This window comes from Chryseobacterium sp. (assembly GCF_008831505.1).
Taxonomy (GTDB): domain Bacteria; phylum Bacteroidota; class Bacteroidia; order Flavobacteriales; family Weeksellaceae; genus Marnyiella.
Map to the genome: position 1 here is coordinate 1604829 of NZ_CP044507.1, position 25640 is coordinate 1630468.

The following is a 25640-nucleotide window of genomic DNA, read 5'->3' on the forward strand; positions in this document are numbered from 1 at the left end:
ATTTTAGTCTGTTCCAACCTATCAGACTTTCCCCTGGCGCTCACCGACAAAGATAGACAGGTAGTAAGACAAAGGGTGACGGTTATCTGATTGCCACTGTCTGAATCTGATATCTTTATTCTTGGCTCTAGGCTCTAGGCTATACTTAACCACAAAGAGCGCAAAGGCTGCACAGGGAACACGAAGTTCTAGATTATCGATTCTGGATTTGTGGACCTTGGTAATTATCTAGCCTCCCAACTTTCTAATCTCCTAACCTTTTGACCTCCTAACCATCCAACAACCCAACTTACATCGGTACATGGACGCCTTAAATCTGAAATCTGACATCTGATGTCTTATATCTAAAATCTTGACTCTTGGCTCTAGGATCTTTTGACTTTTTCCTTTAATCTTTTTAACTTCTGCCCCGGATTTCAGCATTCGAATACATTTTCAAAGCGGCCTTTAGCCTTTTCTGAAGGTCATCACGTAGTGATGCAGGCTCCAGTACTTCCACATATTCACCATATCCCAAAAGTTCCATCATAAACTCCCAGTTTGGTTTCAGCCTGACTTTAAAGATGATTTCTTCCGGAGTGTCTTTCATGATTTCCTGCGACGCATGCAACGGCATGGTTTTGAGATATTCGCCCTGATTGGGAATATAGATACTGTCTGCCGGACTTTTTCTGAATGAAAGTACAATGTCCTGCGTTGTAAAGTCACCCGAAGAGCCAATAATTCCAAAGACTTCTGTAAAATATTCCTTGGGATGAACAGTTTTGGGATGCTGAAACTTAAGGCCGGTTTCCAACAGGTTCCTGATACGGTCCAGACCAAAAACCCTGAAATCCCTCGAATTGAGCTCATAGGCAAAAACATACCAGCGCCGTCTGAATTCCTTCAGTAAATAAGGTTCAAGCGTACGCTCTTCAAAAGTGTCCGACCAGAATTTCTGATAGGTGATTTTAATCTGTTTTCTGTCCCGGACAGCGACCAGCAGTTCGGCAAGATACCCCGTACCGGAGGGCTTGCGGGTATCGAACTGAATATATTCAGAGAAATCATCGCGGCTTTTGAGTGCCTGATAAATATCAAAAGCTTCGAACATGCGTTCAGAATACTCATCAGCCATTGAACAGACAATCTCATATTTTTTTGTGGACTTGTTAAAAGCGATTTCTATGCTGTAGAGCGTGGAGATATCCTGCAAATCACGCTGAAAGGTGCGGATGGAAACAACATAATTTCCGCCCGTTATTTCCGATTCTTTATTCAGTCTGCCCTGAATTTCTTCAAAACTGCAGGGTTTTACGCGCAGTTTCTGAATAATGATCCGGTGACGTGTTAATGTATCAAGTAACGACATTGGGCTATTCTGTTTTAGTTAACAAACTTCATAAATAATTCGCAGCGACATGCCCTGGCGCGCGTGCCCAATAGTTTCGCATAAAAATTAAATGTTATGCTGAAATGTGCAATTATTGGAGGTCGTGATTTTGATGATTATGACTTTATGAAGAAAATGTTGGATGAAAAATTTGACAATCTGAGTTTTGTGGAATGCATTGTGTCCGGTGGTGCAAAAGGTGCTGATACCCTTGCTGAACGTTATGCTAAGGACATAGGACGTCCCATGGTGGTTTACCGTCCGGATTATAAGAAGTTCGGCCGGGCCGCACCTTTTATAAGGAATTCCGAGATCGTTGAACATTCGGATATTGTATATGCATTTTGGGACGGCCGTTCGAACGGCACGCGGGATGCACTTAATAAAGCAAAAGAACTGGGTAAAATCATCTACATATTTAATTACAACCAGGAGGAGTAAAGAAAGGAATGCGACTGCATTCCTTTTCTCTACGTTAATTAGGCACTCAATTCGCGATGGCTGCTGAACTGGCAGTCTTTACAGAAAGTACTGTATCTGAGATTTGCTTAAGAATTTCGTCATGTGTTGTCTGTTTTTGGGCGGGCAGAAGGCGGTCGTCTGTCAGGACTGGAAGTATTTTCCACCATGCGGCAATCTTGCCGTCAACGGTGTCAGTTTTGAAACCGCTTAACCCTGCGCCCTCGTAATCAGATGTCTCAGGACGAATGCTGATTACCGGCCATTTGTGATTCTTAAATCTGAAATTCATTGTAGCACCATTTGTAAAACCTGAAAGTTTAATGGACTTCACATCTCTGTGCGGACCTGTAGAAATAGTTAAATATGGGAATTCCAATTTTAATGAGGCGGCCATCTCTTCCAGCAAATCATCTTTGATTTTTAAGGATACGCGCTCAAAGTTTTTATAGATCTCCAGGCAGGCTTCGAAGTTGTCGGTTATAATATCAGTAATTTTTTCAGTCATTTCAGTATTGTTTGTGGAATTAGTTAATTTTTTGATTAGATGAAGATATTGGTTCAAAATCTCACGAAGCATAGGTTTGTCATATGCCATTTGTGCGCACTTTTCAATCCATGAACAAATATCCTCTTTGTAGGACAAATTTCTGTATATTTTAAATTCCTGATCACTACTGGCCTGGTCACTTTCTTTACCATCCAGCGTAAGATAAAATAATTCTGCATCCGGATAGTTGTTTCTGTACCGCTGCAGTTGATTCAGCTGCTCAGCCGCATAAATCTTGTTTTCAATAAGTATCACATGCCCTTTTAAATCCTTGACAACAATATCAACCCGTCCGCCCTCAGTACTTGCCTCATTTGTAAAGCCAATATGCTCTTCTTTCCTGCATGATGCAGTTGTTGTGTCCATTGGGTAATTCTCGTCCAGGAACTGCTCAATAAATAGCATAAGAGGTCTCTCTCCTAGTCCATGACTCCCTTTTGGATTTAAAAGCTCTGCCAGCAACGCGGAGTGGGTAAAGACTTCATCTGACTCCATACTCATGATGGAAAAAATATTGAAGTTTTCCCCGGATAGCTCACGTTTCAAATTATAGATTTCCAGCAGACTGGATACATCCTTAATAAAATTGTAATTCATATGATTAGTTCGTTATTTAATATCAATTCATACTGTTGATGTAATCTCTGATTAGCGGTAAATATTCCGTAAACTTTTCCAGGCGGTGTCCATCTTTAACCTCATGCAGCACAAACTGTGTATCTTTTTGGTGAAAGATGACCGTTTGGTCAATTACCTCATCCTCACGCGCAGCGATTATCAAGCACTTTTCAGGATTAATAATTTTAATAAGTTGCTTCTCAAATGCTATTGGAAACGGAATATTCCTTAAACGGGTAGAAACATCCAGCAACGGGCTGAGCAGGATGAGTTTATCCTCAGGCACACTGCGCATCTCCCGCAGCTGATAGGCCAGGTTAGCGCCGGTAGAATCGCCTATGATAACTAGCCGACTGATTTTTTCACATTTCCTAAGAGCCAGTCGTAGAAGATGCTCAATATCGGATTCCACCATCCATTCTAAACAGTGGCAGTTATATTCTGCGCCAAAATAGTTCTTTAAGTCCAGGAACTTACGTGAATTACGGTCAGATCCATAACCGTGGATGTATAAAAGTGTTTTCTTCATTCTAACTTCTTAACTCTTTTTGTTTAAATATTATTAAAACAAAAATATATGTCCGTCACGACAGGATGAGACGTTTAACATAAGCAATTTAGCTGCTTGGTAATGGTTACAATATTAAGAAATCAAAGATGTTGATTTATGGCCCAATTCTGTCCTTTTCGAATTACCACGATCATGAACTGCTAATTATGATGTTCTGCAAAGGTGTAAAAATCGTACTGGTGTAGCGGTTGCGCAGATGCCAATTCCTAAACTGTTAAACCTTAATATTGTAAACTGTGTGCACTCTGATATCTGACGTCTAAAATCGTGGCTCTTTCCTAACCACGGAGATACGGAGGATGCACAGAGGGCACGGAGATCATGAATTATGGATGTTGAATTTTGAATTTTGAATTACTACTTTGTGCTCTTTCTGAATTCTTCGTGATTTTTGTGGTTAAGCAGGTGCGGCGAGGCCGAGAACCGAATTTTGAATTTTGCATCCAGGATTATTTTAATTGGTCTCTTCATAACCTTCTATCCTTCTGGAGTCTGACATCTGACATCTGATATTTGATAACTAACATCCTGCCTCAAAAACTCAAATACTCACACTCAAACACCCTACTACATATGCACCTAACCTTCTAACCAGCGAACTTACGGCGATAAACTGTCTGATGTCTGACATTTTGCATCTCACGTCTAAACTCTGGCTCTTTGCTAACCACAGAGATACAGAGGATGCACAGAGGGCTCGGAGATCATGGATTATGGATGTTGAATTTTGAATTACTTCTTTGTGTTCTTTCTGAAATATTTGTGACCTTTGTGGTGAAGCAGGTGCGGCGAGGCAGAAAACTGAAATTTGAATTTTTGATTCAGGATTATTTTGATTGGTCTCTTCATAACCTTCTGGAGTCTGACATCTGAAATCTGAAATCTAATATCTGAAATCTAACATCCTGCCTCAAAAACTCAAACACTCAAACACCCTACTACATATGCACCTAACCTCCTAACCTTCTAACCACCAACTTACGGCGATAAACTGTCTGATGTCTGACATCTGACGTCTGCTATCCTGGATCCCCAAGCAAGAGAACCACCTCTGTGATTCTCTTTGTCTAGTAGCGGGGACACGACTCGAACCTGCGTTCGCCGCGGCGAATAGGAGCCCTCCACTGGCTATAAAAAAAGAGAACCACCTCTGTGATTCTCTTTGTCTAGTAGCGGGGACACGACTCGAACCTGCGTTCGCCGCGGCGAATAGGAGCCCTCCACTGCCTACAAAAAAAGAGAACCACTTTTGTGATTCTCTCTGTCTAGTAGCGGGGACACGACTCGAACGTGCGTTCGCCGCGGCGAATAGGAGCCCTCCACATGCTACAAAAAAAGAGAACCACCTCTGTGATTCTCTCTGTCTAGTAGAGGGGACACGACCCGAACGTGCGTTCGCCGTGGCGAATAGGAGCCCTCCACATGCTACAAAAAAAGAGAACCACCTCTGTGATTCTCTTTGTCTAGTAGCGGGGACACGACTCGAACGTGCGACCTCCGGGTTATGAGCCCGACGAGCTACCTACTGCTCTACCCCGCGATATGACTGCAAATATATGACAAAAAAGTCAGCTTACCAAATGTTAATACTATTCCTGCATAAAAAGCCGGCTGAAACAGATCAGCCGGCCCCGAAAGAAAAACTAAGAAAAAATTTGAAATTATGGAACCGGATTCGGCTCCTTCACCTCAAAGTTCTGTTCTGCGGTATGAACCTTTCCGTATCGGTCAGTCGCTCTTACCTGCAGTTTGTGCACACCCAATGGCAGTTTTCCGGGGAACGGTGCGGACCAGATATGCTTGGATTCCTCCGCATTGGAAGGCCTCCTGCCCTGTAAAAGTTCATTTGTAGAATCCCATTTCATTACAGACTGTAAAAATGAAGGATCCAGGCTCTCGGTATAGCTCAGTGGTTTCCAGTCGCCTCCGTCCACACGGAATTCCACTACGTCATTTTTGCTGCCCATGAAGAAATTAGCCACAATTCGGGCAGAGTTCCTGCGGCTTGCAATTACCTGAGGTACATACAGTTTAATTTGAAACTCTTCCGGCATGCCCGCGGCTTTATACTGTATACTGTACTTATTGTCTTTGAAGTCAATAAAGGAGTAACCACGATAGGTACCGTCTCGCATAACCGACGCCGGAACGCCGCTGGAATCAACCGTGCCCGAATACCAGTCACCGGAAGTAGTACCCACATTGTACTCATGCAGGTTTGACGCGCCTTCCCAGCCTTCTCCTTTTCCATAGAAAATCTGGGTCTGCTTATGGGTATGTGCCGACATCATCAATACGTTCTCGAAAGGCTTAAGTAAATCAAAAAGCTTTTTACGGTCTGAAAGTCTGAAGTGATCGTCACCTTCGCGTTCGGGCATCATCTGAATATGAAAGGCCAAAACGACCAGTTTATTCTTTGGAACATGTTTGAGACTGTTTTCGATAAATTTAAGCTGATCTTCCCTGAAGCCTCCCCAGTAACCTTTGCCATCGCGAGGGTCCGGGTACAGAATATCATCCAGGACCATGAAGTGAACATTGCCGTAGTTAAATGCATAGTTGGCAGGTCCGAAATTCTCTTCAAAAGTCTCATCCGAAAGATGATCCTCCACTGCATCAAAATTCATATCATGATTCCCAATGACATTGTACCATGGCAAGCCAATTTCTTTTACAGCTTTTATATAAGGCTGATGCAGCGACAGATCATCGCCCACCAGATCTCCCAGACTGATACCGAAAACTGCGTTTCTGCGGTTGTTCTTAACCTCATTGATGATCCCTCTTCGGAAATAATCGATTTCCTTAAGGTTGTAGGGTTGCGGATCACCAAATACCAGGATCTGAAAATCTTTGCTTTCGTCATTTTTGTACAGCGGAAAATTTAGATCTGATGCAGGTTTCCCGGTAGGCGAAGTTCCTTTATATTTGAAAGTGGCAGGAGAACCTTTTGGTTTGTGGTGATAATAAAATTGAGTCAGATTGTTGGCATCAACCTTTGTACGGTAACCTTCAGGCTTGATCACAAAAACCGTGTGGTGTCCGTACAGCGGCAGCGTGTAACGTCCGTTCTTATCTGTAAGTACCACTTCCACCCCGTTGGAAACTGCCACATTTGCTACTCCTTTTTCGCGCTTTTCTTTCACTGAGTTTCCGTTGGAATCCTCGTACACCCAACCTGAAATGGCACTTTGGGCAATTGCAAAAGAGGAAATGAAGAGGCATAATGCCGATATTTTTACATTCATGTTTTTAAAGATTGTTTAGTTGGTCAGGAATATTGGTAGTAACGAAATCAATTCCCATCACCTGTAGTTTTTTATAAGTTTCAGTATCGTTCACCGTCCAGCTGTTGGTCAGAAGTCCCAGTTTACGTGCTTCGCCAATCCATTCCGGATGTCTTTCCAGCAGGACCTTATAATGATAATCAAGACCGTCCAGATGTTCGTCTTTAAGCTGTTGGGGCGACAGATCTCCGTTCAGGTAATGCACCGGGTAAGCGTGTTGCCGCTTTTTTATTTCACGGCAGATATTAAGGCTGAATGAAATGAATTCCACCTGATTTTCAGTTTTCGTTTCTGATACCAGTTTCAGGGCCTTTTCCACAATTATATGTTCAAGTTGCTTTGATTTGGCAGGTTTCAGTTCCACAATAAGTTTCATCCCGGGCGTACGTCTTCCCAGTTCCAGGTATTGCTTCAGAGTAGGAAGTTCTTCACCATTCGACAACTTATGGGTTCTCAATGATGATAATGCGTTTTCCGAAACTTCCATACCGGCATGGTGCTCATCATGATTCACCACCAGGATTCCATCGGCTGTCATTCTGACGTCAAACTCAGATCCGTACACTTTTATAGCCTGCGCATTTTTCAAAGCCTGCAGCGAATTTTCAGCGGTTGGCGGATTGGATTGGAAGAAACCACGGTGGGCAATAATCCGTGTTTGTGCACTCATCAGTTCAGCGGTTAACATCATCAGTAAGATTACATATTTTGTCATTTGTTCCACCACATTTTCACATTAATATCATCTCCGCCCATGGCCGCCACCGCTGCATTATAGTTCTGCGTATTCATTATCCTCGGATTTGTGGGATACATCATCCGCTGAGGCATTTGGCCATTGTTCAGTAATCCACCGTTGTTGGGCATAACGGGATAACCTGTGCGCCGCTGTTCATACCACTGCTGATGGTCCACAAAGAAAAGCGCGATATACTTCTGGGTCATAATCTGTTCCAGCGTGCCGTTGTAAGCCACTTTTGGGTTGGCAAAATAATTGGCAGGAACCGCAGCTCCCCATTGCTCCAGTGTGGCTTTAACACCATTTTCGTAGAAGGTCTGGGCATTGCCGGCTATAATTCCCTTCTGCGCAAATTCGGCCAGGGTAAACTGAAGTTCTGAGTAAGGATACACCAGGATTTTCATTGGAGCTTTTGCCAAATTCTGGTTCATATTGGAAGGCTGATAGTTAAATAACGTTCCGGGAGCATAACCTGCAGGGGCTCCAAAATAACCTATATTGGGGTTTGGTGAGGCCAGACTTTTCGCCTGGGTAAAGAACTGGCTCAGTCTTGGGTCACCGTTATCTTTAAGGATATTAACAAAAAGTTCTCCTGCAGCCCGGTAAGCGGTAAAGTCCTGAGGTCTGGCAATGGGCGCAGTGAACGGCGCAACGCCGGAAATATCAAGTACAGCACCATCCGCAGCATTCTGGAAGATTGGATAGGTAGCAGCATCGTTCACGATTTCCTGAATCCTGGCGTGCACATTTACCTCGCCGTTACGTTTCTGAATTCTGTTCAGCAGCCGCAGCGACAGTGAATTCGCAAATTTTTTCCACTTCACCATATTTCCTGCAGAAGCTTCACCACGGTAAAAAAGATCTGTTTCAGCAAGAGGTTTGGTGGTATCAAACAGTGCGTTTGCTGCCTTCAGGTCAGCCAGAAGACTTAAATAAATATCCTTTTGACTGTCGAATTTTGGCCGGTCCAGATTTTCCTCGAGCCGCAGGGCTTCTGAAAAAGGGATATCCCCGAAGGCATCTGTCAGATTGGCGTAAATAAAGGCATTCAGCACCAAAGCAATGGCCTGGTAGTTCTTCTGATCTTCAGCAACAGCATAGGTGTGCATTTCCTTAACCTGCTTCAGCCATTTATAACTCGTGTTCCAGTAGCCGGCGCCGGTGCCTTCGGTCAGGTAGTACCTGCTCACCGTATTGCCCTCGTTTGGAAAAGGTATGGCTACCTGCATAATCTGGAAGGTGAAATCATCTGCGCGGTTATAACCATAAGTGGCCATGTCATACTGTATGGGAGCCAGCAGGCTGCCGGCGGTGGGGTTGATAATTTTACTTGTGTCCGTATTGATTTCCTCAAAAGAGCGGCCGCAGGAGTTGAACACAAATACTGAGCACAGGAGAAGGCTCCCCTTTATAATGATGCGTTTCATAATAATCTGTTTATTTAGTTGATGAAAAAAGTTCTGCTATAGGTTAGAATTTCACATTTAGCTGAAAACCGATTGTCCTTGCCGACGGTAACTGGCCTATTTCTACGCCCGGCGTAATGGTGCTGTTGTCCAGTGTAGCCACTTCAGGATCAAACATTGGAAATTCAGTCCACATCCAGAGGTTCTTGCCAAAGATGGCTACCGTCAGATCATTCAGTTTTAGCGGCGCGATCATCGCTTTGGGAAATGAGTATGCAAGGCGTGCGTCTCTGAGTTTGATGAAAGAGGTATCAAAAGTATTGGTTTCCACATTAGCACGGCGGTAGTAGTCACCGTAATAAGCGCTCAGACTCACTGCCTTGGTGTTGGGGCTGAATGTACCGTCTGCATTCTGCACAACTCCTGCACCCACAATGGTTCCGCCCGGATTGTCGCGGCCCATTAGGGTATGTCCCAATTTGCCCTGTTCCGACATCTTATGGTGCGTCTGGGAATAAGCCATTCCGCCGTACTGTCCGTCTATGGAAAAACTGAGGGTTACATTTTTGTACTGGAATTCATTTTGAAAACCGGCACGCCATTTCGCAAAGGCATTGCCCACTTTCTCTACATTTGCCGGCCTGGCAGGTAATCCGTTTTCCCCATAAACAACCTGTCCATCAGGTGCCCTAAGGAGTTTAAAACCATAAAGGTCTCCAAGGGAACCACCAACTACAGCGTTGAAATAGACCACACCCGCGACTGTCGCCATAGTGTAGGGTTCAGAACCTACAGCTTCCGGCAGACTCATGATTTCATTACGGTTCATGGACCAGTTTCCGCCCAGTTTCCAGCGGAAATCCGGAGTTTTCACCGGCGTATAGTCCAAAGACATTTCTATTCCCCGGTTACGTATCTCGCCGGCATTAATCCACCTGTGTGCGTACCCGGACTCGTACATCATGGGAATCCGGATAATCTGATTGGCCGTATTGTTCTGGTAAAGGGTAAAGCTGTAATTCAGTCTGTTTCTTAAAAGCCCCAGATCCATGCCCGCCTCTATATTGGTATTGATTTCCGGTTTCAGATTAGGATTTGGGAAGGTGGAGGGAGTAATTACACCTCCCGGAATATCATCCATGTCATAGTATTTCTCCAGCTGATATGGAGAACCGTCAATTCCAACCTTGGCCCAGGAACCACGCAGTTTCCAATAATTTAACGCCGGCGATTTCAGGTTGAACAGATCGGATAAAATGAAACTGGTACTGACGGAGGGGTAAAAGAATGAGCGGTTTTCGGCAGGAAGCGTGCTGCTCCAGTCATTTCTACCGGTAATATCCAGGAAAATTTTATTGTCCCAATCCATTGTAACAAGGGCATATGCACTGTTTACCTGTTCGTCATATGGTTTTGGCACTTTTGTAATGAGCGATATGGCATTGGTAAGTGTGTACTGGCCCGGAACCTTCAGACCTTCGGCACGGTAATCATTCATGATATACTCGTTATAGCGCATACTGGCACCTGCCGAAGCCGATACATTGAACTGCCCGAAATTCTTCTTATAGTTAAAAAGGACGTCGCTGTTATATTCCTGATTGGTTATATGCTGTTCCCTGTAAAAACCCTTCAGGTAATTGGCCGAGCTCCATGGGCGCTGTGTGGTCCGTTCTTCATTCAGAACCTCAACACCTGAACGCAGCATCACGCTGAAGTTTGGAGAGATGTTATAATCCACCGTCATATTTCCGCTGATGTTGCGCTTGTCCACACCGTTGAGCATTTTGTAGGCAATCAGGTACGGATTGTCGATAAATGAGCTGAAGGGATGAATCTGGTCCAGCTCTTCCTGACCGTTCTTCCAGATGGGTTGGTACCACGCCAAATCTACATTAGGATTCTGGAAGATCATAAAGTAGGAAATGGACTGGTTGTTATAACCGGTTGCCGGAAGATTGTCACTCTTGGTCCTGTTGTAAGCCAGTTTTGTTGAAATTTTAAGCCTGTCGCTTAGCTTGTGAAAAAGGGATCCCGCAAAATTGAAGCGGTTAAAGCCTGTATTCGGCATCATCCATTCGTTATCAAGATAAGTGAGAGAGGTACGGAAACTGGTTCTGTCATTGGAATGTTCTACAGCAATGCTGTTGGAATAGGTAGAACCTACTTCCCAGAAACCTTTCACATTGTCGCGGTACGGACGCCAAAGCTGCCTTTCTGCACTTTGACCCTGAACGGTAGGATCGTACTGGAAATAATACTGACCCGCGAACTTTGGCCCAAAGGCACTGCTGGTGCCACCCGTACTAACGCCGTCGGGCGACGCTCCGTAGGAGTAATAGAAATTCCCGTTCTTATCTTTTGCAAGAGTTCCCTGTCCGTATTCGTACTGGTAATCGGGCCACTTCAAAACAGAATCGTAGCTGGAATAGGAATTAAAGCTTACCTGCAGTTTACCGTTCCGGCTTTTCCCGGATTTGGTAGTAATCATCAGCGCGCCGTTTGCAGCGCGCGACCCATACAGTGCCGCCGCGGATGCTCCTTTCAGTACGGTTACACTTTCTATATCATCGGGATTAATACTGTTCAGACCATTTCCCAGATCAATGGGCAGGTCACCGCCCGAGCCGGCACCATAGGCCGGCGTACCTGTGCCGGAGTTTACGCGGGGTCCGTCGCTCAGCGGAATTCCGTCTACAACGATCAGTGCATAATTATTGTCCATGAACATGGACTTTTCACCACGAAGCGTGATTCTGGCAGAGCCCAAAGGTCCGGCGCCGGCAGTCTGAACTTTCAGACCGGCCACCTTGCCTTCCATAGACTGTACCCAGTTATTGTTCTGTGTTTCTTCAAAGGTTTCCGACCCTACAGTTTCTGCTACATAACCCAGGGATTTGTCCTGGCGCTTGATTCCCAGTGCTGTTACAACAACTTCTTCAATCTTTTGCTCTTTCAGGGAATCCTGGCGGGTTTGAGCTGCCATTTCTACAGTCACGATACCGCTAAGTACAAGTACAAGGATTTTCTGTATGTTTCTTTTCACGATCTTTTAATTTGCCGCAAAATTACCGAGCACCGGTGGGTATTGTCTTTAACCCTGCTTTAAGGCTTTATGAAGAAATCGGTACTTTTGGGTTAAAGCAGTCTTAACAGATATTGTAAACTATTGCATACCACGACCTGTACTATGTTAAGCATCGGTAATATAGCATAACGTATGTGAATTTAGAGAAACAGACCCCGGACTAAGCAAGGGGAAGGAGTAGTTTTTTGAACTGCTGCAAACAGTAAACAGGAAAAAATCCAGACTGTAAAAAATCTGGATTCTCTATATAAATTTGTGTTTTTCAGTTGAGATGGAAGTCATTTCAAAAGCTCTTAAAAAGACCGTTTGACAACTCCGTATCTCCACTACAAAATTACAGATAAGGGATCTTTGATATTTTGCCCAAATTTGCCCAGATGGTAAGTAAATTCTTAAAGAAAAAAAGTAATTTGCGGCATGATCAATAAACTGCGAGAGGAATTTGAAAAAATATACTTCAGCGACATTGCCACAACAAAGGGACTGGAGAGTCTGGCCATCAACATGGGTGTTTCCCGAAACTCGCTTCGCAGGTTCCTGGGAAAAATAAAGAATGAAAGTCAACTGCGCATTTCCACACTGAATTTAATAGCGGTGCGCCTGGGCTACCGAAACTTTCAGGACTTCTGCGAGCGCTCCGGATCGACCACACCCATACTTGATTTCGAACTACTGGACATCTACTACGGAACCGTAAAAGGAAAAGGCACATCGTTAAACGAAACCCGTTTCCAAAAAGCTAATTACCATTTCGCAAAAAAAATCATATCCCACCCGGGCAACCTTACAGAATTTGTAAAACGTTTTGCGGCCAATGAAGAAGCACTGGAATATGTCTTTGCCTGGTATCCCTCCTATGAACATATTGCCAACGATAATTATCAGGAAGCCCTGCTTTATGTGGCAAAGATCAGCAAGAAAGCGCACGTAAAGGTTTTCGCATATTCATTTGTTTATTTCGGCAAATTCATGTCCGAAAACCTGTCTCAGGGTGAGGCTACAGAACTTATGAATAAGATTGAAAAGCAGGTAATTAAAATGCGATGTGAAGAATTTGAGGTATTTCCGGAAGCCCGATACAGCACCGTTAAAAGTATTCACTCTCACATTTTTGGAAATCCTGAAAAAAACAGTCCTTTTCCGCTGCTACCTCACTCTGATTTCGGATTTATCCACAGCCGGCCACTTATCGATCGGATTATTTACACCAGTTATGTGGGAAATATGCTCACAATCCTGAAAGATTATAACACCGCAGAAATGCTCATTGGCGATGCGCCCACTGAGAAAGCGCTTAAGACCTTTGAGGACGAAAATCCTCTCTATAAATGCCACGTACATCTGTACCGTATTACACGTGCGCTCCTTATGTTTCATTTGGGTAAGGAGCAGGAAGCCATGTACATGTTCGACCAGTTGCTGGTTAACTCCACCGATGTAATGCGTTATTCCTTCGACAGTAAAATTTATTTCGAACTTCAGTACTATAATCTGGGCTACAAACTTTACCCAAATCGTGAGGACTTTCATCAGAAGTACCAGATTCTGCTGCAGAAAACTAAATTCAGTTATTTAACCAGTTTTTAATGACCGCACTTTTAATTACTATCCTTGGTCACCTGTGCTACGGTACCACTAATGTGATGTGGAAAAATCCGCGTAATGAGATGGGTACCCTACCACTTATCATTACCCGTAGTTTTTTTTCATTCCTGATTTTTCTTTTTAGCTTTATTGCACTCACCAATTTAGGGCTGCTTACTGCACCAAAAATCACTTTTAGGGATTTGCTGAGTACCGCAGGCATCTGTGCAGTGAATTATTTCGGTCTGTTCTTTTATCTGAAAAGCCTGAAGCATGCGCCTGTCTCCAGCACCATCGGTTTCGGAAAAGTGAGCCTTATTATTGGTGTTTTGTCTGCGTACTTTCTTTATGATGAAGAAATTTCGGCCCTGAAAATAGGTATGTGCATCATAGTTCTGATCGGAGTTACTTTCATTGAAAGAGCTGCCAGAATTGGATCCGCAGTAATGTCTAAAGGTTTAATGTACTCAATATTATGTAAGTTATTCTGGGGTACGTCTTATCTTTTTGTCCCTTTTATAGATAAACTGGGACCTATCCTTTTCTGCGTAGTTCTGGAATTTATAGTCTGCACACTCAGTTGCCTTCTGCTGCTTGCAAGCCGCAGCAAGTTCCCTTCCCATACGGTAAGCCGAAGAACAAAATTTGAGATCGGCATCCTTGTCGTATTGGGAACCGGAGGCACTTTCTGCCTGAATTTTGCGCTGGCAAATATCAGCATTCTCCTTTTCGCGACACTGGCCTTAATAGAACCGATTCTGGGTCTCATCATCTCCAAGATTTATCACAGGGAAAGGCTGACACCTCTGCAGTATGCGGGGGTCTGGATGGGTATAGCAGCAGCGTTTGTTTTGGGTGTACTCAAATAAAATCCGGGTCTGCTCTTTCTAGTTCTTAATAAACCGTGTAGATACAGAATTTCCTTCCTTATCTAAAGTCTGCAGGATATAGTTGCCGGCAGGCAGATGAGCTACGTTCAGTTTCTGCAATCCGGAATCATCAGACTGTACCATGATTTTCTGCCCTGCATAATTGAATACAGTGAATTCAATGATGTTCCTGGCAGACCTGACGTGAAGTACATCCTTTACAGGGTTAGGATACACGGTCATTTCCGTATCCAATTCCACCGATTTTACACCAAGTGCATCCTGCGAATTGATTTTCACAAATGAGAAATTACCCTGAACAACCCCAGCTGTTCCCTGCCAGCAAGCGGTATAAAGCGTTCCGTATCCGGCAGTACTTGTTCCGGTAGAATTTGTGGATCTGGAAGAGCTAATATCATTTCCTGTATGCCTAATTTCAATCACGAGGTTGGTACCGGTATACAGGTAGGGCGTGTTAAAGTTGATGGTGTGACTGAAGGCATTAGGATCAGCACCCGATGTTAAAGCTCCGGCAGGAACTACAAGTACTCCGGAGCGCACCTGAGTCTGCGGTCCCACCACATTCGCACTGAAATCAAACTGACGGTTGGGAGGCTCCACCCCATTGCTGAGGAAGATTTCGTAGCTTGGGAAAGTAGCATCAGTAGCCGGCCAGTTTGAAGTTGCGTTGGCGGGCAGCCTGAAGGCAATGGAAGTGAGGTATTTTCCGTTTAACGCGGTCAGCAGGGAATCGTCTATAATAAGCTGATAGGTTCTGGCGGAACTCGCATAAACACCGGTAAATCCTGAACTGGCACTAAGATCCGGAACGGTAACTGATGTCTGCGCAGCGGCATGATGCGTTCCCAGGGCTAGGAAAAAAGCTGCAGAAAGTATTGCTGCCGATCGCCTGATTGCTGTTAATTGTCCTGCATGGCTGTATTTTCTGAAACGAAGTAATTCTGTTTTCATACGTATTTATTTTGATTATCATAAAGTTAGGAAAAAAAATACTGCGCAATTCATAAAAAACTTTGTTAATGAGATTTTAATCATCAATGAGCATTATTAAACTGCAGCCTGTAACCAGAATTGTTTTTGTTTGTCAGATCTTTCACACAGATAAAAAACCAGCGATATCTGCGGTATCAGCGGGAAACTAACTAATACAATCTCTGAAACCCGTGCAATCCGTGCGGGAAAATACATTCACACAGATAAAAAATCAGCGAAATCTGCGGTATCAGCGGGAAAATGAAAAGGTAGTTAACTGATAATTGCGGTACTTACAGCACACAGATTACACTGATTCGCACAGATAAGAATCTGCGAGAATTACAACAAAAAAAGAGAACCACCTCTGTGATTCTCTTTGTCTAGTAGCGGGGACACGACTCGAACGTGCGTTCGCCGCGGCGAATAGGAGCCCTCCCAAAAAAAATCCGTCTCACTACCAAAGCATGACGGATTTCGTGTTCTCAAATACTTGATAGACCTGTAGAACTACTGATATAGAATTTAATTACGTGTTGCCAGACTTATCTAAACTTTCTTTATCTATAATTGTACCGAGATAAGAAAAAAGCAATATAAGCAGCATGACTAGACTGTCCAATATTTTATCCAAGTCTTCGAAATTGGTGTGTAAAACAATAGCAGAAATACGAGAATAAAATTTTAAAATGACAATAAATATAGTTATATAAACTAAAATTTTTACAATAGCTTTTGTTTCCATCTTTTCAATTTTGAGAGGCATCATATATACAAGCAGCAAATTCTGCAATCATAATTGCTGATCCTATTGGACCCGCAAATTTAATCAGCGCTTTAGTTATCGCTTTAGTTATTATTGTTGCACCCACTTTTTTAAGAGTTTTAAGCCCAATGTAACTGACAAATCCCAAACCTACGGCATCCACTGCACAATCCCAAACTTCGTCCCAACTCACATTAACACCTTCCAAATTTACTGATGTGGGCGGAGATACCTGGCCAATTATACTACCAATTCCTGATAGCAATTCCTGCTCAAATTCCAACTGGCTTCCTACTTCAAGAATTTCCGGATTTATTAATACAAATTTATAAACTGCGTTATCCATTTCGTTTTGGTATGTTAAAATGAGATCGAAATCTAATCCGTATTTTTGATAAATAAATTCAGAGTCATCTTTTGAGATATTGTCATTCCGTATCTCATTGTAAAACATTTTAGAATTTCCATTTAATGCTAGTGTTTGATTTTGATAGTTATATAATTTAGCGAACGCCGAAAGATATTCATTGGCAAAATTTAGCCAAGAAATCTCATCTATATTTTTATATCTCATACTGCCATTATACTGATTTTTAACTTTTGCAACGTAGATTTCATTCTCTAAAGAACTAATGTTCGTATCAAAACGGCAAGAAGTAATTGATGTCAATATCGCTATCAACAATATAATGTTTTTCATGATAAAATAGTTTTAAATGTTACCCTACTTTCAGTATTAAGGACGCTGTTTCAGAATTCCGACCGAGTGCAATTCACTTTTGCATGTACGGACCTTTTGCTAGTGCATTTTAAAGAGGACCGTTAGGAGCATCAACAACTTGGGTGATTATCTTTGTTTGTTTCATAAATTCAAAGAAATATGTTGTTATACTTAAATAATTTAGTCAAACCAGCCTAAAAAAACGGCTATTGAAACTAGCGGATTAAAAGTAGAGGCATATACCAATAAGTTAAGATTGATTTCTATAAAAATAAGCACTTGATTAAGTAATTCCCTTTTTAAACCCCTAGACAAACATTTTTTCAAATATATTATAAAAAACAATAAAAAAAGATAGGAAAAACACTCATTTTTATTAATTATATTCTTTAGGAAGACTGACGGTGTTCACTGGAGTTCTGTTTCAAAAGTAATTCGTATGATATTATTATTTGTCCGATAGTTGACTGAAATATTATCTAACTTTAATTTTTTGATGGCATATAGATACGATTTCTTATTTCTATTACTTCAGTACTTTTTTTCAAGAAACTTTATTTTAAGGAAATTGACTTTTATTATGGAGAACTCTACACGGTGCTCGCCAGCAAGAAAGCAAAGGGCAGAAAAGGCTCCATTGTGGCTGCGGAAAGAGTCAGAAGGAAAGGACAAAAATCCTGTTCTGGAAATATCCGCATTAACAAATAGCGTATCAGTTAAACGATGTGCTGCGAAAGATCTATAATCAGAAAATAATCAAATCCGTAGCCATACTCAAGCTTGCCCACTGGTTTAAAGACGTAGAGGAGTTCGGAAATAAAGCCTTCAGCACCGTTGTTCGAACCATCAGGACGCATTCTAATAATATCCTGAACGATTTTACCAACCGCACCACAAATGCTTCTGCCCAATCCTTCAATGCAAAAATCAAAAACTTCAGAATCCAGTTAGGAGGAGTAAAATAGAGGTCTTTCTTCCTATACAGACTCACCACACTTTTCGCCTAATCCTCCAAGTTTTGGACTTTATCCGACTCGAACGTGCGTTCGCCGCGGCGAGTAGGAGCCCTCCACATGCTACAAAAAAAGAGAACCACCTCTGTGATTCTCTTTGTCTAGTAGCGGGGACACGACTCGAACGTGCGTTCGCGGCGAATAGGAGCCCTCCACATGCTACAAAAAAGAGAACCACCTTTGTGATTCTCTCTGTTTAGTAGCGGGGACACGACTCGAACGTGCGTTCGCCGCGGCGAATAGGAGCCCTCCACATGCTACAAAAAAAGAGAACCACCTTTGTGATTCTCTCTGCTTAGTAGCGGGGACACGACTCGAACGTGCGACCTCCGGGTTATGAGCCCGACGAGCTACCTACTGCTCTACCCCGCGATATGACTGCAAATATACAACTTTTTTCCGGCTTTCAAAATAAATGGACATTATTTATAGTGTCGGCTTAATTCATTAACTTTGTGTATGGCAAAAATTCTGCGAATACACCCCGACAATCCTCAGGAAAATGTAATTAATGAAGTAGTTACCGTTCTTAAAAACGGCGGACTCATCATCTACCCTTCCGATACAGTTTATGCTCTTGGTTGCAATATTTTTGACATCCGCGCTATGGAAAAACTTGCCCAGCTAAAGAAAATCAAGCTGGAGAAGGCTCGTTTCTCCATTATCTGTAATGACCTGAGCCACCTTTCCAACTTCACAAAACCAATAGACACGGCTGTTTTCCGCTTCCTGAAAAGCAAAATCCCGGGGCCCTTCACTTTTATCCTGGAAGCCAATAAAAGCCTGCCGTTAGCCTATAAAGGCAACAGGACCGTGGGAATCCGTGTGCCGGACCATGCCGTGCCGCAACTGATTGTGGAAAAACTGGGGCATCCCATTGCATCAACCTCTATTAAGGACGATGATGAAGTCCTGGAATATTCCACGGATCCCGAACTCATTGCCGAGAAATACGACAGCTTTGTAGACCTGGTTATCGACAGCGGTTACGGCGACAATATAGCCTCCACAATTGTGGATCTCACCAGCGGGGAACCGGAACTCATCCGCCAGGGAAAAGGTGACCTTTAGTTCAACACTCAAAAAGAATTCATGAAAATCATTACCTCACCGGCCAAACTCATGACCGTGGAGCCGGCGGCCAGTCCGCTCAAGCCTACCGTGCCTACTTTCATTGATGATGCCGCATACATCCATTCTTATCTGAAGGAAAAATCTCCCAAATATCTGTCGGAACTTATGGAGATTTCGCAGAAGCTCGCCGATGAAAACTGGGAACGGAACCAAAACTGGAGTTCCAAACCTTCCAAAAAGGAATCTGCGCAGGCCATCTTCGCTTTTACCGGCGAAGTATACCGTGGCCTGGATGCAAGAACAATGGACAGTGATTCACTGAAATACCTTCAAAAGAATTACCGGATACTCTCCGGCTTGTACGGACTTTTGAAACCATCGGATAAAATCATGCTGTACCGCCTGGAAATGGGCCGCAAGTTCGAATTTGAACAGTATAAAAACCTGTATGAGTTCTGGCGCGGAAAACTGACGGACAAGTTGAACAGCGAACTGACGTCTAAGGACCTGATCCTGAATCTGGCCAGTTCGGAATACTTCAAGGCGCTGGACCGCAAAAAACTGAAGGCTCCCGTTATTGACTTTGATTTTTTTGAGCTGAAAGACGGCAAACTCAAAACAATAGTAGTTTACACCAAGCATGCACGCGGCATGATGGTCCGCTTTTGTGCCGAGACGCGGGCCAAAACGCTGAACGATGTAAAAGCGTTCAATATGGAAGGTTACCGTTTGGATGATTCGCTGTCGACCGCTACGAAACTGGTTTTTACACGCTGATGACTTTGCTTGGAGATATTAAATCGGAATTTCAGGGGGAACTTTCCCGGCAGTATTCCGCCTCAGAAACCGAGGTTCTTTTTGAGATTTTCTGTGAAGAATGGCTGGGACTGAACCGCCCGGGCCTGCGTAAGGCCCTGCAAAACACTGTGGCCGGCGAAACTTGTCAGAAATTCAGGGTGGCACTGCAGCAGCTGAAGTCCGGAATTCCTTACCAACAGGTTTTGGGTAAGGCTTTGTTCTATGGCCTGGAATTCCTGGTGGACAGTTCTGTACTTATTCCAAGGCCTGAAACCGAAGAACTTGTGGAGATGGCCATCACGGAGCTTGGGACTCTAACCCAAAGACGGGCCGAAGGGTCAGCATACAGTGCTGCTGCGTCAGGAAATCGCCTACGGATCATTGACATCGGAACCGGTAGCGGCGCCATTGCCATTACCCTAAAAAAGCATTTTCGCGAAGCCACGGTCTGGGCTGTCGATTTTTCAGAAGCCGCGCTGCAGACCGCGGCAAAAAACGCTGAACTGCACAATGCCTCAATCAACTTTATTCATACAGATTACCTCAATTCGCCACTCGATGGTAAGTTTGACCTGATCATCTCCAATCCGCCTTATATTGGAAAGAATGAAGCGGATGAGATTGCGGACTCGGTAAAAGAGTTCGAACCTAAAATGGCCCTGTTCTCTCCTGTGGACGATGCACTGGTTTTCTACCGGAAGATCGCAGCCGATGCAAGGTGTCATCTTGCGGAAGAGGGCATGGTTTTATTGGAAATCAACCAGAAACTTGGTCCGGAAACCCTTGCACTCTATAATAATTTCCCCAGCTCGGAACTGCTGAAAGACCTCTCCGGCAACGACCGTTTCATACGAGTGCGTACATGAAATGTAGCCGCTCCTGAGGTTACCTGTTTTGTGACAGGCTTCCCTGCATTTTCGTTTCATGGTTTTCAGTTAGACAGTCACCCGAAATTCCGGCAGCTAATTCCAAAAAGATTATCTTTGGTCTCTTATTACCATTAAATGCGTACTGAATAATGATTCTAATCGTAGATGATTCACCTGAAAATATAATTTCCCTAAAACGGGTGCTCGAGAAAAATGACTTTGAAGTGGACACGGCATCATCCGGCGAGGAGGCATTAAAGAAAATTCTGAAGAAGTCGTATGTACTTATAATCCTGGATGTTCAGATGCCGGATATGGACGGTTTCGAAGTTGCTGAAGCCATATCGGGTTACAGCCGCGCGCGGGAGACTGCCATTATATTTCTGTCGGCCGCCAGCGCCAATGTCAATCTTATTACCAAAGGATATTCCTCCGGTGGCCTGGACTACATCAGCAAACCGGTGGATATGAATATCCTGCTGCTGAAGGTGAAAACCTTTTACCGTATTTATGAACAAAGCCGTGCGCTGAACCAAATGCAGGATGCCCTGCGCGAGGAAATTGAATTCCGTAAGGAAGCCGAGCGTAAGAAAGACGAATTCATAAGTATAGCCAGTCATGAGCTTAAAACCCCAATGACCAGCATCAAAGGCTATATCCAGTTGCTGGAACGCAGTCTGGATAAACATGATATCGAATCCATCCGGACGAAACTCAAAAAAGTACACAACCAGGTGGAAAAACTGAATCTGCTGATTGCTGACCTCCTGGATATCTCTAAAATCGAGAGCGGAAAGCTTAAATTCAACAAAAGATATTTTGCCTTCAATGAGGTGGTGGATCATATTATCGAGATTATGCAGCAATCCAATCCGCAAATAAAGATCCTTAAAAAAGGCAGCGTAAACTGTGAGATTTACGGTGATGAGATGCGCCTGGAACAGGTAATCGTGAATTTCATTTCCAACGCGATCAAATATGCACCGGATACCGAGGAAATACATGTAAATTGTAAACTGGAAGATGACAGGATTTATTTTTCTGTCCGTGATTTCGGGATCGGCATGTCCGAAGAGCATCAGGAAAAGATTTTCGATAAGTTTTACAGAATCGAAGAAACTTCAGAGCGGTTTGAGGGACTGGGTATCGGCCTTTATATCTGTCAGGAAATCATTGACCGCCACCATGGAACCATAGGTGTAAAAAGCACTTTAGGCGAAGGGTCAGAGTTCTTCTATTACATCCCCCTGCATCCAACCGGGGAAAAAATCAATCAATTACAGCATGAGTTTTAAAAAAAATCTACTTTTTGGGCTGGGCTTTTCGCTCCTCCTACTTCTTGTAAGTTCCGCTGCATCCTTTATCAGCATCAGGAACCTGATAGACAGCTCCACAATGGTTCGCGAAACCAATAAGAATATCAAGGACCTGGACCATATACTTTCCCTGGTAAAAGACGCAGAAACGGGACAGCGCGGATACCTGCTCTCCGGTGACACAAGGTTTCTGGAACCCTACACCCGCGCAAAGGCCAAAATAGACGATGCAATTACGGATTTATCGGTACAGCTAACCAAAACCGGCGGGCAGACCCGGAATATGGAAAAGCTGCGCAACAGTATCGATACACGAATTGCAATCCTGGACCGCAATCTTAACTACAAACACGGTAACAATCCGGTTTCGCCGGAACTGCTGCTGGAAGGTAAGAAGTATATGGACGAAATCCGGAATCTGGTTTCCATTATGCAGTCGGCGGAAAAAAATGTGCTGGAATCGCGTACGGATAACATGAATAAGTTTGCCTCCTATACTCCTCTGCTTATCATTCTTTCGGCCATTCTCGCCATCACAATCACCCTTATTTTCTTCCGCAAGGTGAATCAGGATTTCATGGAAAAATCCAAACTTACGCAGGAGCTTGAGGAAAAGAACGAGGAAACAGAGAACCGTCTGAAAGCCATTGAAAAGGTGACATCACAGATCTCAAACGGCGATTACGACATCCTGAGCGACCGGAATGCGCAGAAAAATCTGGGTAATGTGGCCGGCCCGCTGAACAGTATGGCCGCATCCTTACAGGATTCATTTAATTCACTGGAAGAAAAGGAGTGGCTGAGCAGCGCCGCAGCCAAACTGAATAACCGCATGATGGGTGAAAAAAGCCTGGAAACGCTGGCCGCCGACATCCTGGATACAGTTACAGAGCTCACAGGAAGCAGTGTGGCCGCCATCTATCTGCATGAGAACAACCAGTTACACCTGGCCGGAAGTTTCGCACTTTCGCAGTCAGAAATGCGCAGAACTGTACAGATAGGCGAAGGAATCTCCGGCGAAGCCTTCCGCTCATCGAAACTTATCATGGTTAATGAGATTGTGGATGACGCGCTGACCATCAGCTATGCAAGCGGTGCCGCGAAACCCACCAATATTGTCGCACTGCCAATCACACGTTATCAGATTCCTTTGGGCGTACTTGAACTCGGCAGTACCCAAACCTATACACCACGACAGCTGGAATTCCTGGAAGCCGTGGCCGGTAACGTGGGTCTGGCTTTCTACGGCGCACAAAGCCGCATCAAACTTCAGGAATTACTGGAAGAAACACAGGTACAGTCTGAGGAACTGCAGACCCAGCATTCCGAACTCGAAAACATCAACGCTGAACTGGAAGCACAGTCCCAGAAACTTCTGGCCTCGGAAGAGGAACTGCGCGTACAGCAGGAGGAACTGCTGCAGAGCAACCAGGAACTGGAAGAAAGGACCGCACTTCTGGAAGAAAAGAACCTCCTTATCGAGCAGCGTAACATCGACATTCAGCAAAAGTCGATTGAACTGGAGCAAAGCACCAAATACAAATCGGAGTTCCTGGCCAACATGTCGCATGAACTGCGGACCCCGCTCAACTCCATACTGCTGCTTTCCAAACTGATGACTGAAAGTGACGACCTGGACGGGCAGTATGTGGAGTATGCGGAGGTTATGCAGAGCTCCGGACAGGGCCTGCTCACCCTCATTGACGAGATCCTGGATCTGTCCAAGATAGAATCGGGCAAAATGACGCTGGAAATAGAGGAAGTACCGTTAGCCGACATCACCTATGATATGAAGATGCTCTTTTCGCCGCTGGCTAAGGAGAAAAATCTGGAGCTGATCATCGAGACTGCGGAAAGCGCCGCAGAAACACTGCATACGGACAAACTGCGTCTGGAGCAAATATTGAAGAACCTGCTGTCCAACGCCATCAAATTCACCTCTGAAGGCAGCATCACACTTCGCGTGCTGGGCGATGCTTCGGGACACAGGATCAGTTTTAAGGTCAAGGACACAGGTATCGGGATTGCGCGTGACAAGATGAGGCTTGTTTTTGAAGCCTTCCAGCAGGCCGACGGTTCTACACAGCGTAAATACGGCGGCACCGGTCTGGGACTTTCCATCAGCCGTGAACTTGCCCGTCTTTTGGGTGGTGAAATCACTCTGGAAAGCACCGAAGGTGAAGGCAGTGAATTTACACTGATCCTGCCGGTTGATGCTACCAAAGCGACACCGGCGGCTACTGAAATTACAGACAAAGTGGAAGAGGTAACGGAAGAAACCGATTCCGAACAGCCTGAAAGATACATCGCCTCCCATATTCCGCAGCCTATAGAAGATGACCGTGATGACATCAAAGCGGGTGACAAGATTATACTGATCATCGAAGATGATACGCCATTCGCCAAGATCCTGCTTGATTATGCACGCAGTAAAGGTTACAAAGGCATCGCGGCGGTCCGCGGAGATGCCGGCCTTGAAATGGCGCAGCTTTACAAACCCCTGGCCATCCTGCTGGACATACAGTTGCCTGTAATGGACGGCTGGCAGGTAATGGAGGCGCTTAAAGCCAATCCGGAAACCAAACCAATACCGGTGCACATCATGTCGTCCATGAAATTCAGGCAGGAAAGTCTGCTGCGCGGCGCGGTGGATTTCATCAACAAACCCTTCGCCCTGGAACAGATGCAGGACATCTTCAGCAAACTGGAACATGCACTGAACAAGGGTCCGCGCAAGGTACTGATCGTGGAGGAAAATGAACAGCACGCCAAGGCACTCAGCTATTTCCTTTCAGCCAATAATATCACGACCGACATTGCCTCCAACGTGACGGAAAGCATTGATTCCCTGCAAAACAGAGAGATAGACTGCGTGATCCTGGATATGGGGGTGCCACACCATAATGCATATGAAACACTTGAAACCATCAAGCAGAGCGAAGGACTGGAACAACTGCCCATCATCGTATTTACCGGTAAGAACCTGTCGCAGGGCGAGGAAACACGGATCAAGAAATACGCTGATTCCATAGTCGTAAAGACCGCCTATTCCTATCAGCGCATCCTGGATGAAGCCGGCCTCTTCCTGCACCTTGTGGAGGAAAAGAACAGAAAGAAACAGGACGGAAGCAGTAATTTTGAGAATTCCGGTGAACTCAGAAATATACTGAAGGACAAAACCGTTCTTATTGCAGATGATGATGTGAGGAATATTTTCTCGCTGACCAAAGCACTGGAAGTACACGGCATGAAGGTCATCCCGGCCATGGACGGTAAGGAAGCGCTTACCGCGCTGCAAAACAACCCGGATATCGATGTGGTACTCATGGATATGATGATGCCGGAAATGGACGGTTACGAGAGCATCCGTGAGATCCGCGCCACGCCCGAGTACAAAAACCTGCCTGTACTGGCGGTTACTTCCAAAGCCATGATGGGCGACCGCGAAAAATGTATCGCTGTAGGAGCCTCAGATTATATTTCAAAGCCTGTAGACATAGACCAGCTGATATCGCTTCTGCGTGTCTGGCTGTATGACAAAATTTAA

General features: G+C 44.4%; 19 protein-coding genes and 2 tRNA genes. 9 read left to right on the top strand and 12 right to left on the bottom strand.

The window, feature by feature from the left end; translation table 11 throughout:
* Positions 1–397: 397 nt before the first annotated feature.
* A complete protein-coding gene (locus F7R58_RS07570; RefSeq protein WP_158064329.1) occupies positions 398–1351 on the bottom strand; it encodes a helix-turn-helix transcriptional regulator in 954 nt (317 codons plus the stop codon).
* Between the two features lie 96 nt (positions 1352–1447).
* Here F7R58_RS07570 and F7R58_RS07575 point away from each other — a divergent pair, with 96 nt between their 5' ends.
* Entirely contained in the window at positions 1448–1813 is a 366-nt protein-coding gene (locus tag F7R58_RS07575; protein WP_158064330.1) for a DUF2493 domain-containing protein, read from the top strand.
* A gap of 46 nt (positions 1814–1859) precedes the next feature.
* On the opposite strand, the gene F7R58_RS07580 is transcribed toward F7R58_RS07575, so the two are convergent.
* The 7 genes from F7R58_RS07580 to F7R58_RS07610 all read right to left on the bottom strand — a co-directional run bounded on the left by F7R58_RS07580 (position 1860) and on the right by F7R58_RS07610 (position 12048).
* On the bottom strand, positions 1860–2978 hold the full coding sequence (locus F7R58_RS07580; protein ID WP_158064331.1) for a PD-(D/E)XK nuclease family protein: 1119 nt from the start codon (positions 2976–2978) through the stop codon (positions 1860–1862).
* A 22-nt stretch (positions 2979–3000) separates the two neighbouring features.
* Complete coding sequence (locus F7R58_RS07585) at positions 3001–3528, bottom strand: hypothetical protein (RefSeq protein ID WP_158064332.1); 528 nt, start codon at positions 3526–3528, stop codon at positions 3001–3003.
* Positions 3529–5037: 1509 nt separating this feature from the next.
* Positions 5038–5110 (bottom strand) — tRNA-Met (locus F7R58_RS07590).
* A gap of 121 nt (positions 5111–5231) precedes the next feature.
* On the bottom strand, positions 5232–6818 hold the full coding sequence (locus F7R58_RS07595) for a calcineurin-like phosphoesterase C-terminal domain-containing protein (protein WP_158064333.1): 1587 nt from the start codon (positions 6816–6818) through the stop codon (positions 5232–5234).
* A gap of 4 nt (positions 6819–6822) precedes the next feature.
* Complete coding sequence (locus tag F7R58_RS07600; RefSeq protein WP_158064334.1) at positions 6823–7572, bottom strand: glycerophosphodiester phosphodiesterase family protein; 750 nt, start codon at positions 7570–7572, stop codon at positions 6823–6825.
* Positions 7569–9023, bottom strand: a complete 1455-nt coding sequence (locus tag F7R58_RS07605) for a SusD/RagB family nutrient-binding outer membrane lipoprotein (protein WP_158064335.1) — start codon at positions 9021–9023, stop codon at positions 7569–7571. Before F7R58_RS07605 ends, F7R58_RS07600 begins: the two co-directional genes overlap by 4 nt.
* Before the next feature lie 43 nt (positions 9024–9066).
* Entirely contained in the window at positions 9067–12048 is a 2982-nt protein-coding gene (locus F7R58_RS07610; protein WP_158064336.1) for a SusC/RagA family TonB-linked outer membrane protein, read from the bottom strand.
* A gap of 459 nt (positions 12049–12507) precedes the next feature.
* Here F7R58_RS07610 and F7R58_RS07615 point away from each other — a divergent pair, with 459 nt between their 5' ends.
* Both F7R58_RS07615 and F7R58_RS07620 read left to right on the top strand, forming a co-directional pair.
* Positions 12508–13677 (top strand): hypothetical protein, encoded by a 1170-nt coding sequence (locus F7R58_RS07615; protein WP_158064337.1) that lies wholly within the window; start codon positions 12508–12510, stop codon positions 13675–13677.
* A complete protein-coding gene (locus F7R58_RS07620; RefSeq protein ID WP_158064338.1) occupies positions 13677–14543 on the top strand; it encodes a DMT family transporter in 867 nt (288 codons plus the stop codon). The genes F7R58_RS07615 and F7R58_RS07620 overlap by 1 nt, the downstream gene beginning before the upstream one ends.
* A gap of 18 nt (positions 14544–14561) precedes the next feature.
* Here F7R58_RS07620 and F7R58_RS07625 read toward each other — a convergent pair whose 3' ends face one another.
* The 3 genes from F7R58_RS07625 to F7R58_RS07635 form a co-directional block, all read right to left on the bottom strand.
* Positions 14562–15515 (bottom strand): T9SS type A sorting domain-containing protein, encoded by a 954-nt coding sequence (locus tag F7R58_RS07625; RefSeq protein WP_158064339.1) that lies wholly within the window; start codon positions 15513–15515, stop codon positions 14562–14564.
* Between the two features lie 550 nt (positions 15516–16065).
* On the bottom strand, positions 16066–16281 hold the full coding sequence (locus F7R58_RS07630) for a hypothetical protein (protein ID WP_158064340.1): 216 nt from the start codon (positions 16279–16281) through the stop codon (positions 16066–16068).
* Positions 16282–16285: 4 nt separating this feature from the next.
* The gene (locus F7R58_RS07635; protein WP_158064341.1) at positions 16286–17002 is read right to left on the bottom strand and encodes a hypothetical protein; all 717 of its coding nucleotides are present in this window, start codon (positions 17000–17002) and stop codon (positions 16286–16288) included.
* Between the two features lie 746 nt (positions 17003–17748).
* On the opposite strand from F7R58_RS07635, the gene F7R58_RS07640 reads away from it, so the two are divergent.
* Complete coding sequence (locus F7R58_RS07640) at positions 17749–17988, top strand: transposase (protein WP_229723792.1); 240 nt, start codon at positions 17749–17751, stop codon at positions 17986–17988.
* 347 nt (positions 17989–18335) lie between these two features.
* On the opposite strand, the gene F7R58_RS07645 is transcribed toward F7R58_RS07640, so the two are convergent.
* Positions 18336–18408 (bottom strand) — tRNA-Met (locus tag F7R58_RS07645).
* 87 nt (positions 18409–18495) lie between these two features.
* Here F7R58_RS07645 and F7R58_RS07650 point away from each other — a divergent pair.
* The 5 genes from F7R58_RS07650 (at position 18496) to F7R58_RS07670 (ending at position 25640) form a co-directional block, all read left to right on the top strand.
* Complete coding sequence (locus F7R58_RS07650) at positions 18496–19107, top strand: L-threonylcarbamoyladenylate synthase (RefSeq protein ID WP_158064343.1); 612 nt, start codon at positions 18496–18498, stop codon at positions 19105–19107.
* A gap of 21 nt (positions 19108–19128) precedes the next feature.
* Positions 19129–19887, top strand: a complete 759-nt coding sequence (gene yaaA / locus F7R58_RS07655; RefSeq protein ID WP_158064344.1) for a peroxide stress protein YaaA — start codon at positions 19129–19131, stop codon at positions 19885–19887.
* Positions 19887–20774: a peptide chain release factor N(5)-glutamine methyltransferase gene (gene prmC, locus F7R58_RS07660; RefSeq protein ID WP_158064345.1), complete on the top strand. Its 888-nt coding sequence runs from the start codon at positions 19887–19889 to the stop codon at positions 20772–20774. Before yaaA ends, prmC begins: the two co-directional genes overlap by 1 nt.
* A gap of 152 nt (positions 20775–20926) precedes the next feature.
* Complete coding sequence (locus tag F7R58_RS07665) at positions 20927–22072, top strand: hybrid sensor histidine kinase/response regulator (RefSeq protein WP_158064346.1); 1146 nt, start codon at positions 20927–20929, stop codon at positions 22070–22072.
* Positions 22062–25640 carry a response regulator gene (locus tag F7R58_RS07670; RefSeq protein ID WP_158064347.1) on the top strand — a complete coding sequence of 1193 codons (3579 nt, stop codon included), beginning with the start codon at positions 22062–22064 and terminating at the stop codon, positions 25638–25640. Before F7R58_RS07665 ends, F7R58_RS07670 begins: the two co-directional genes overlap by 11 nt.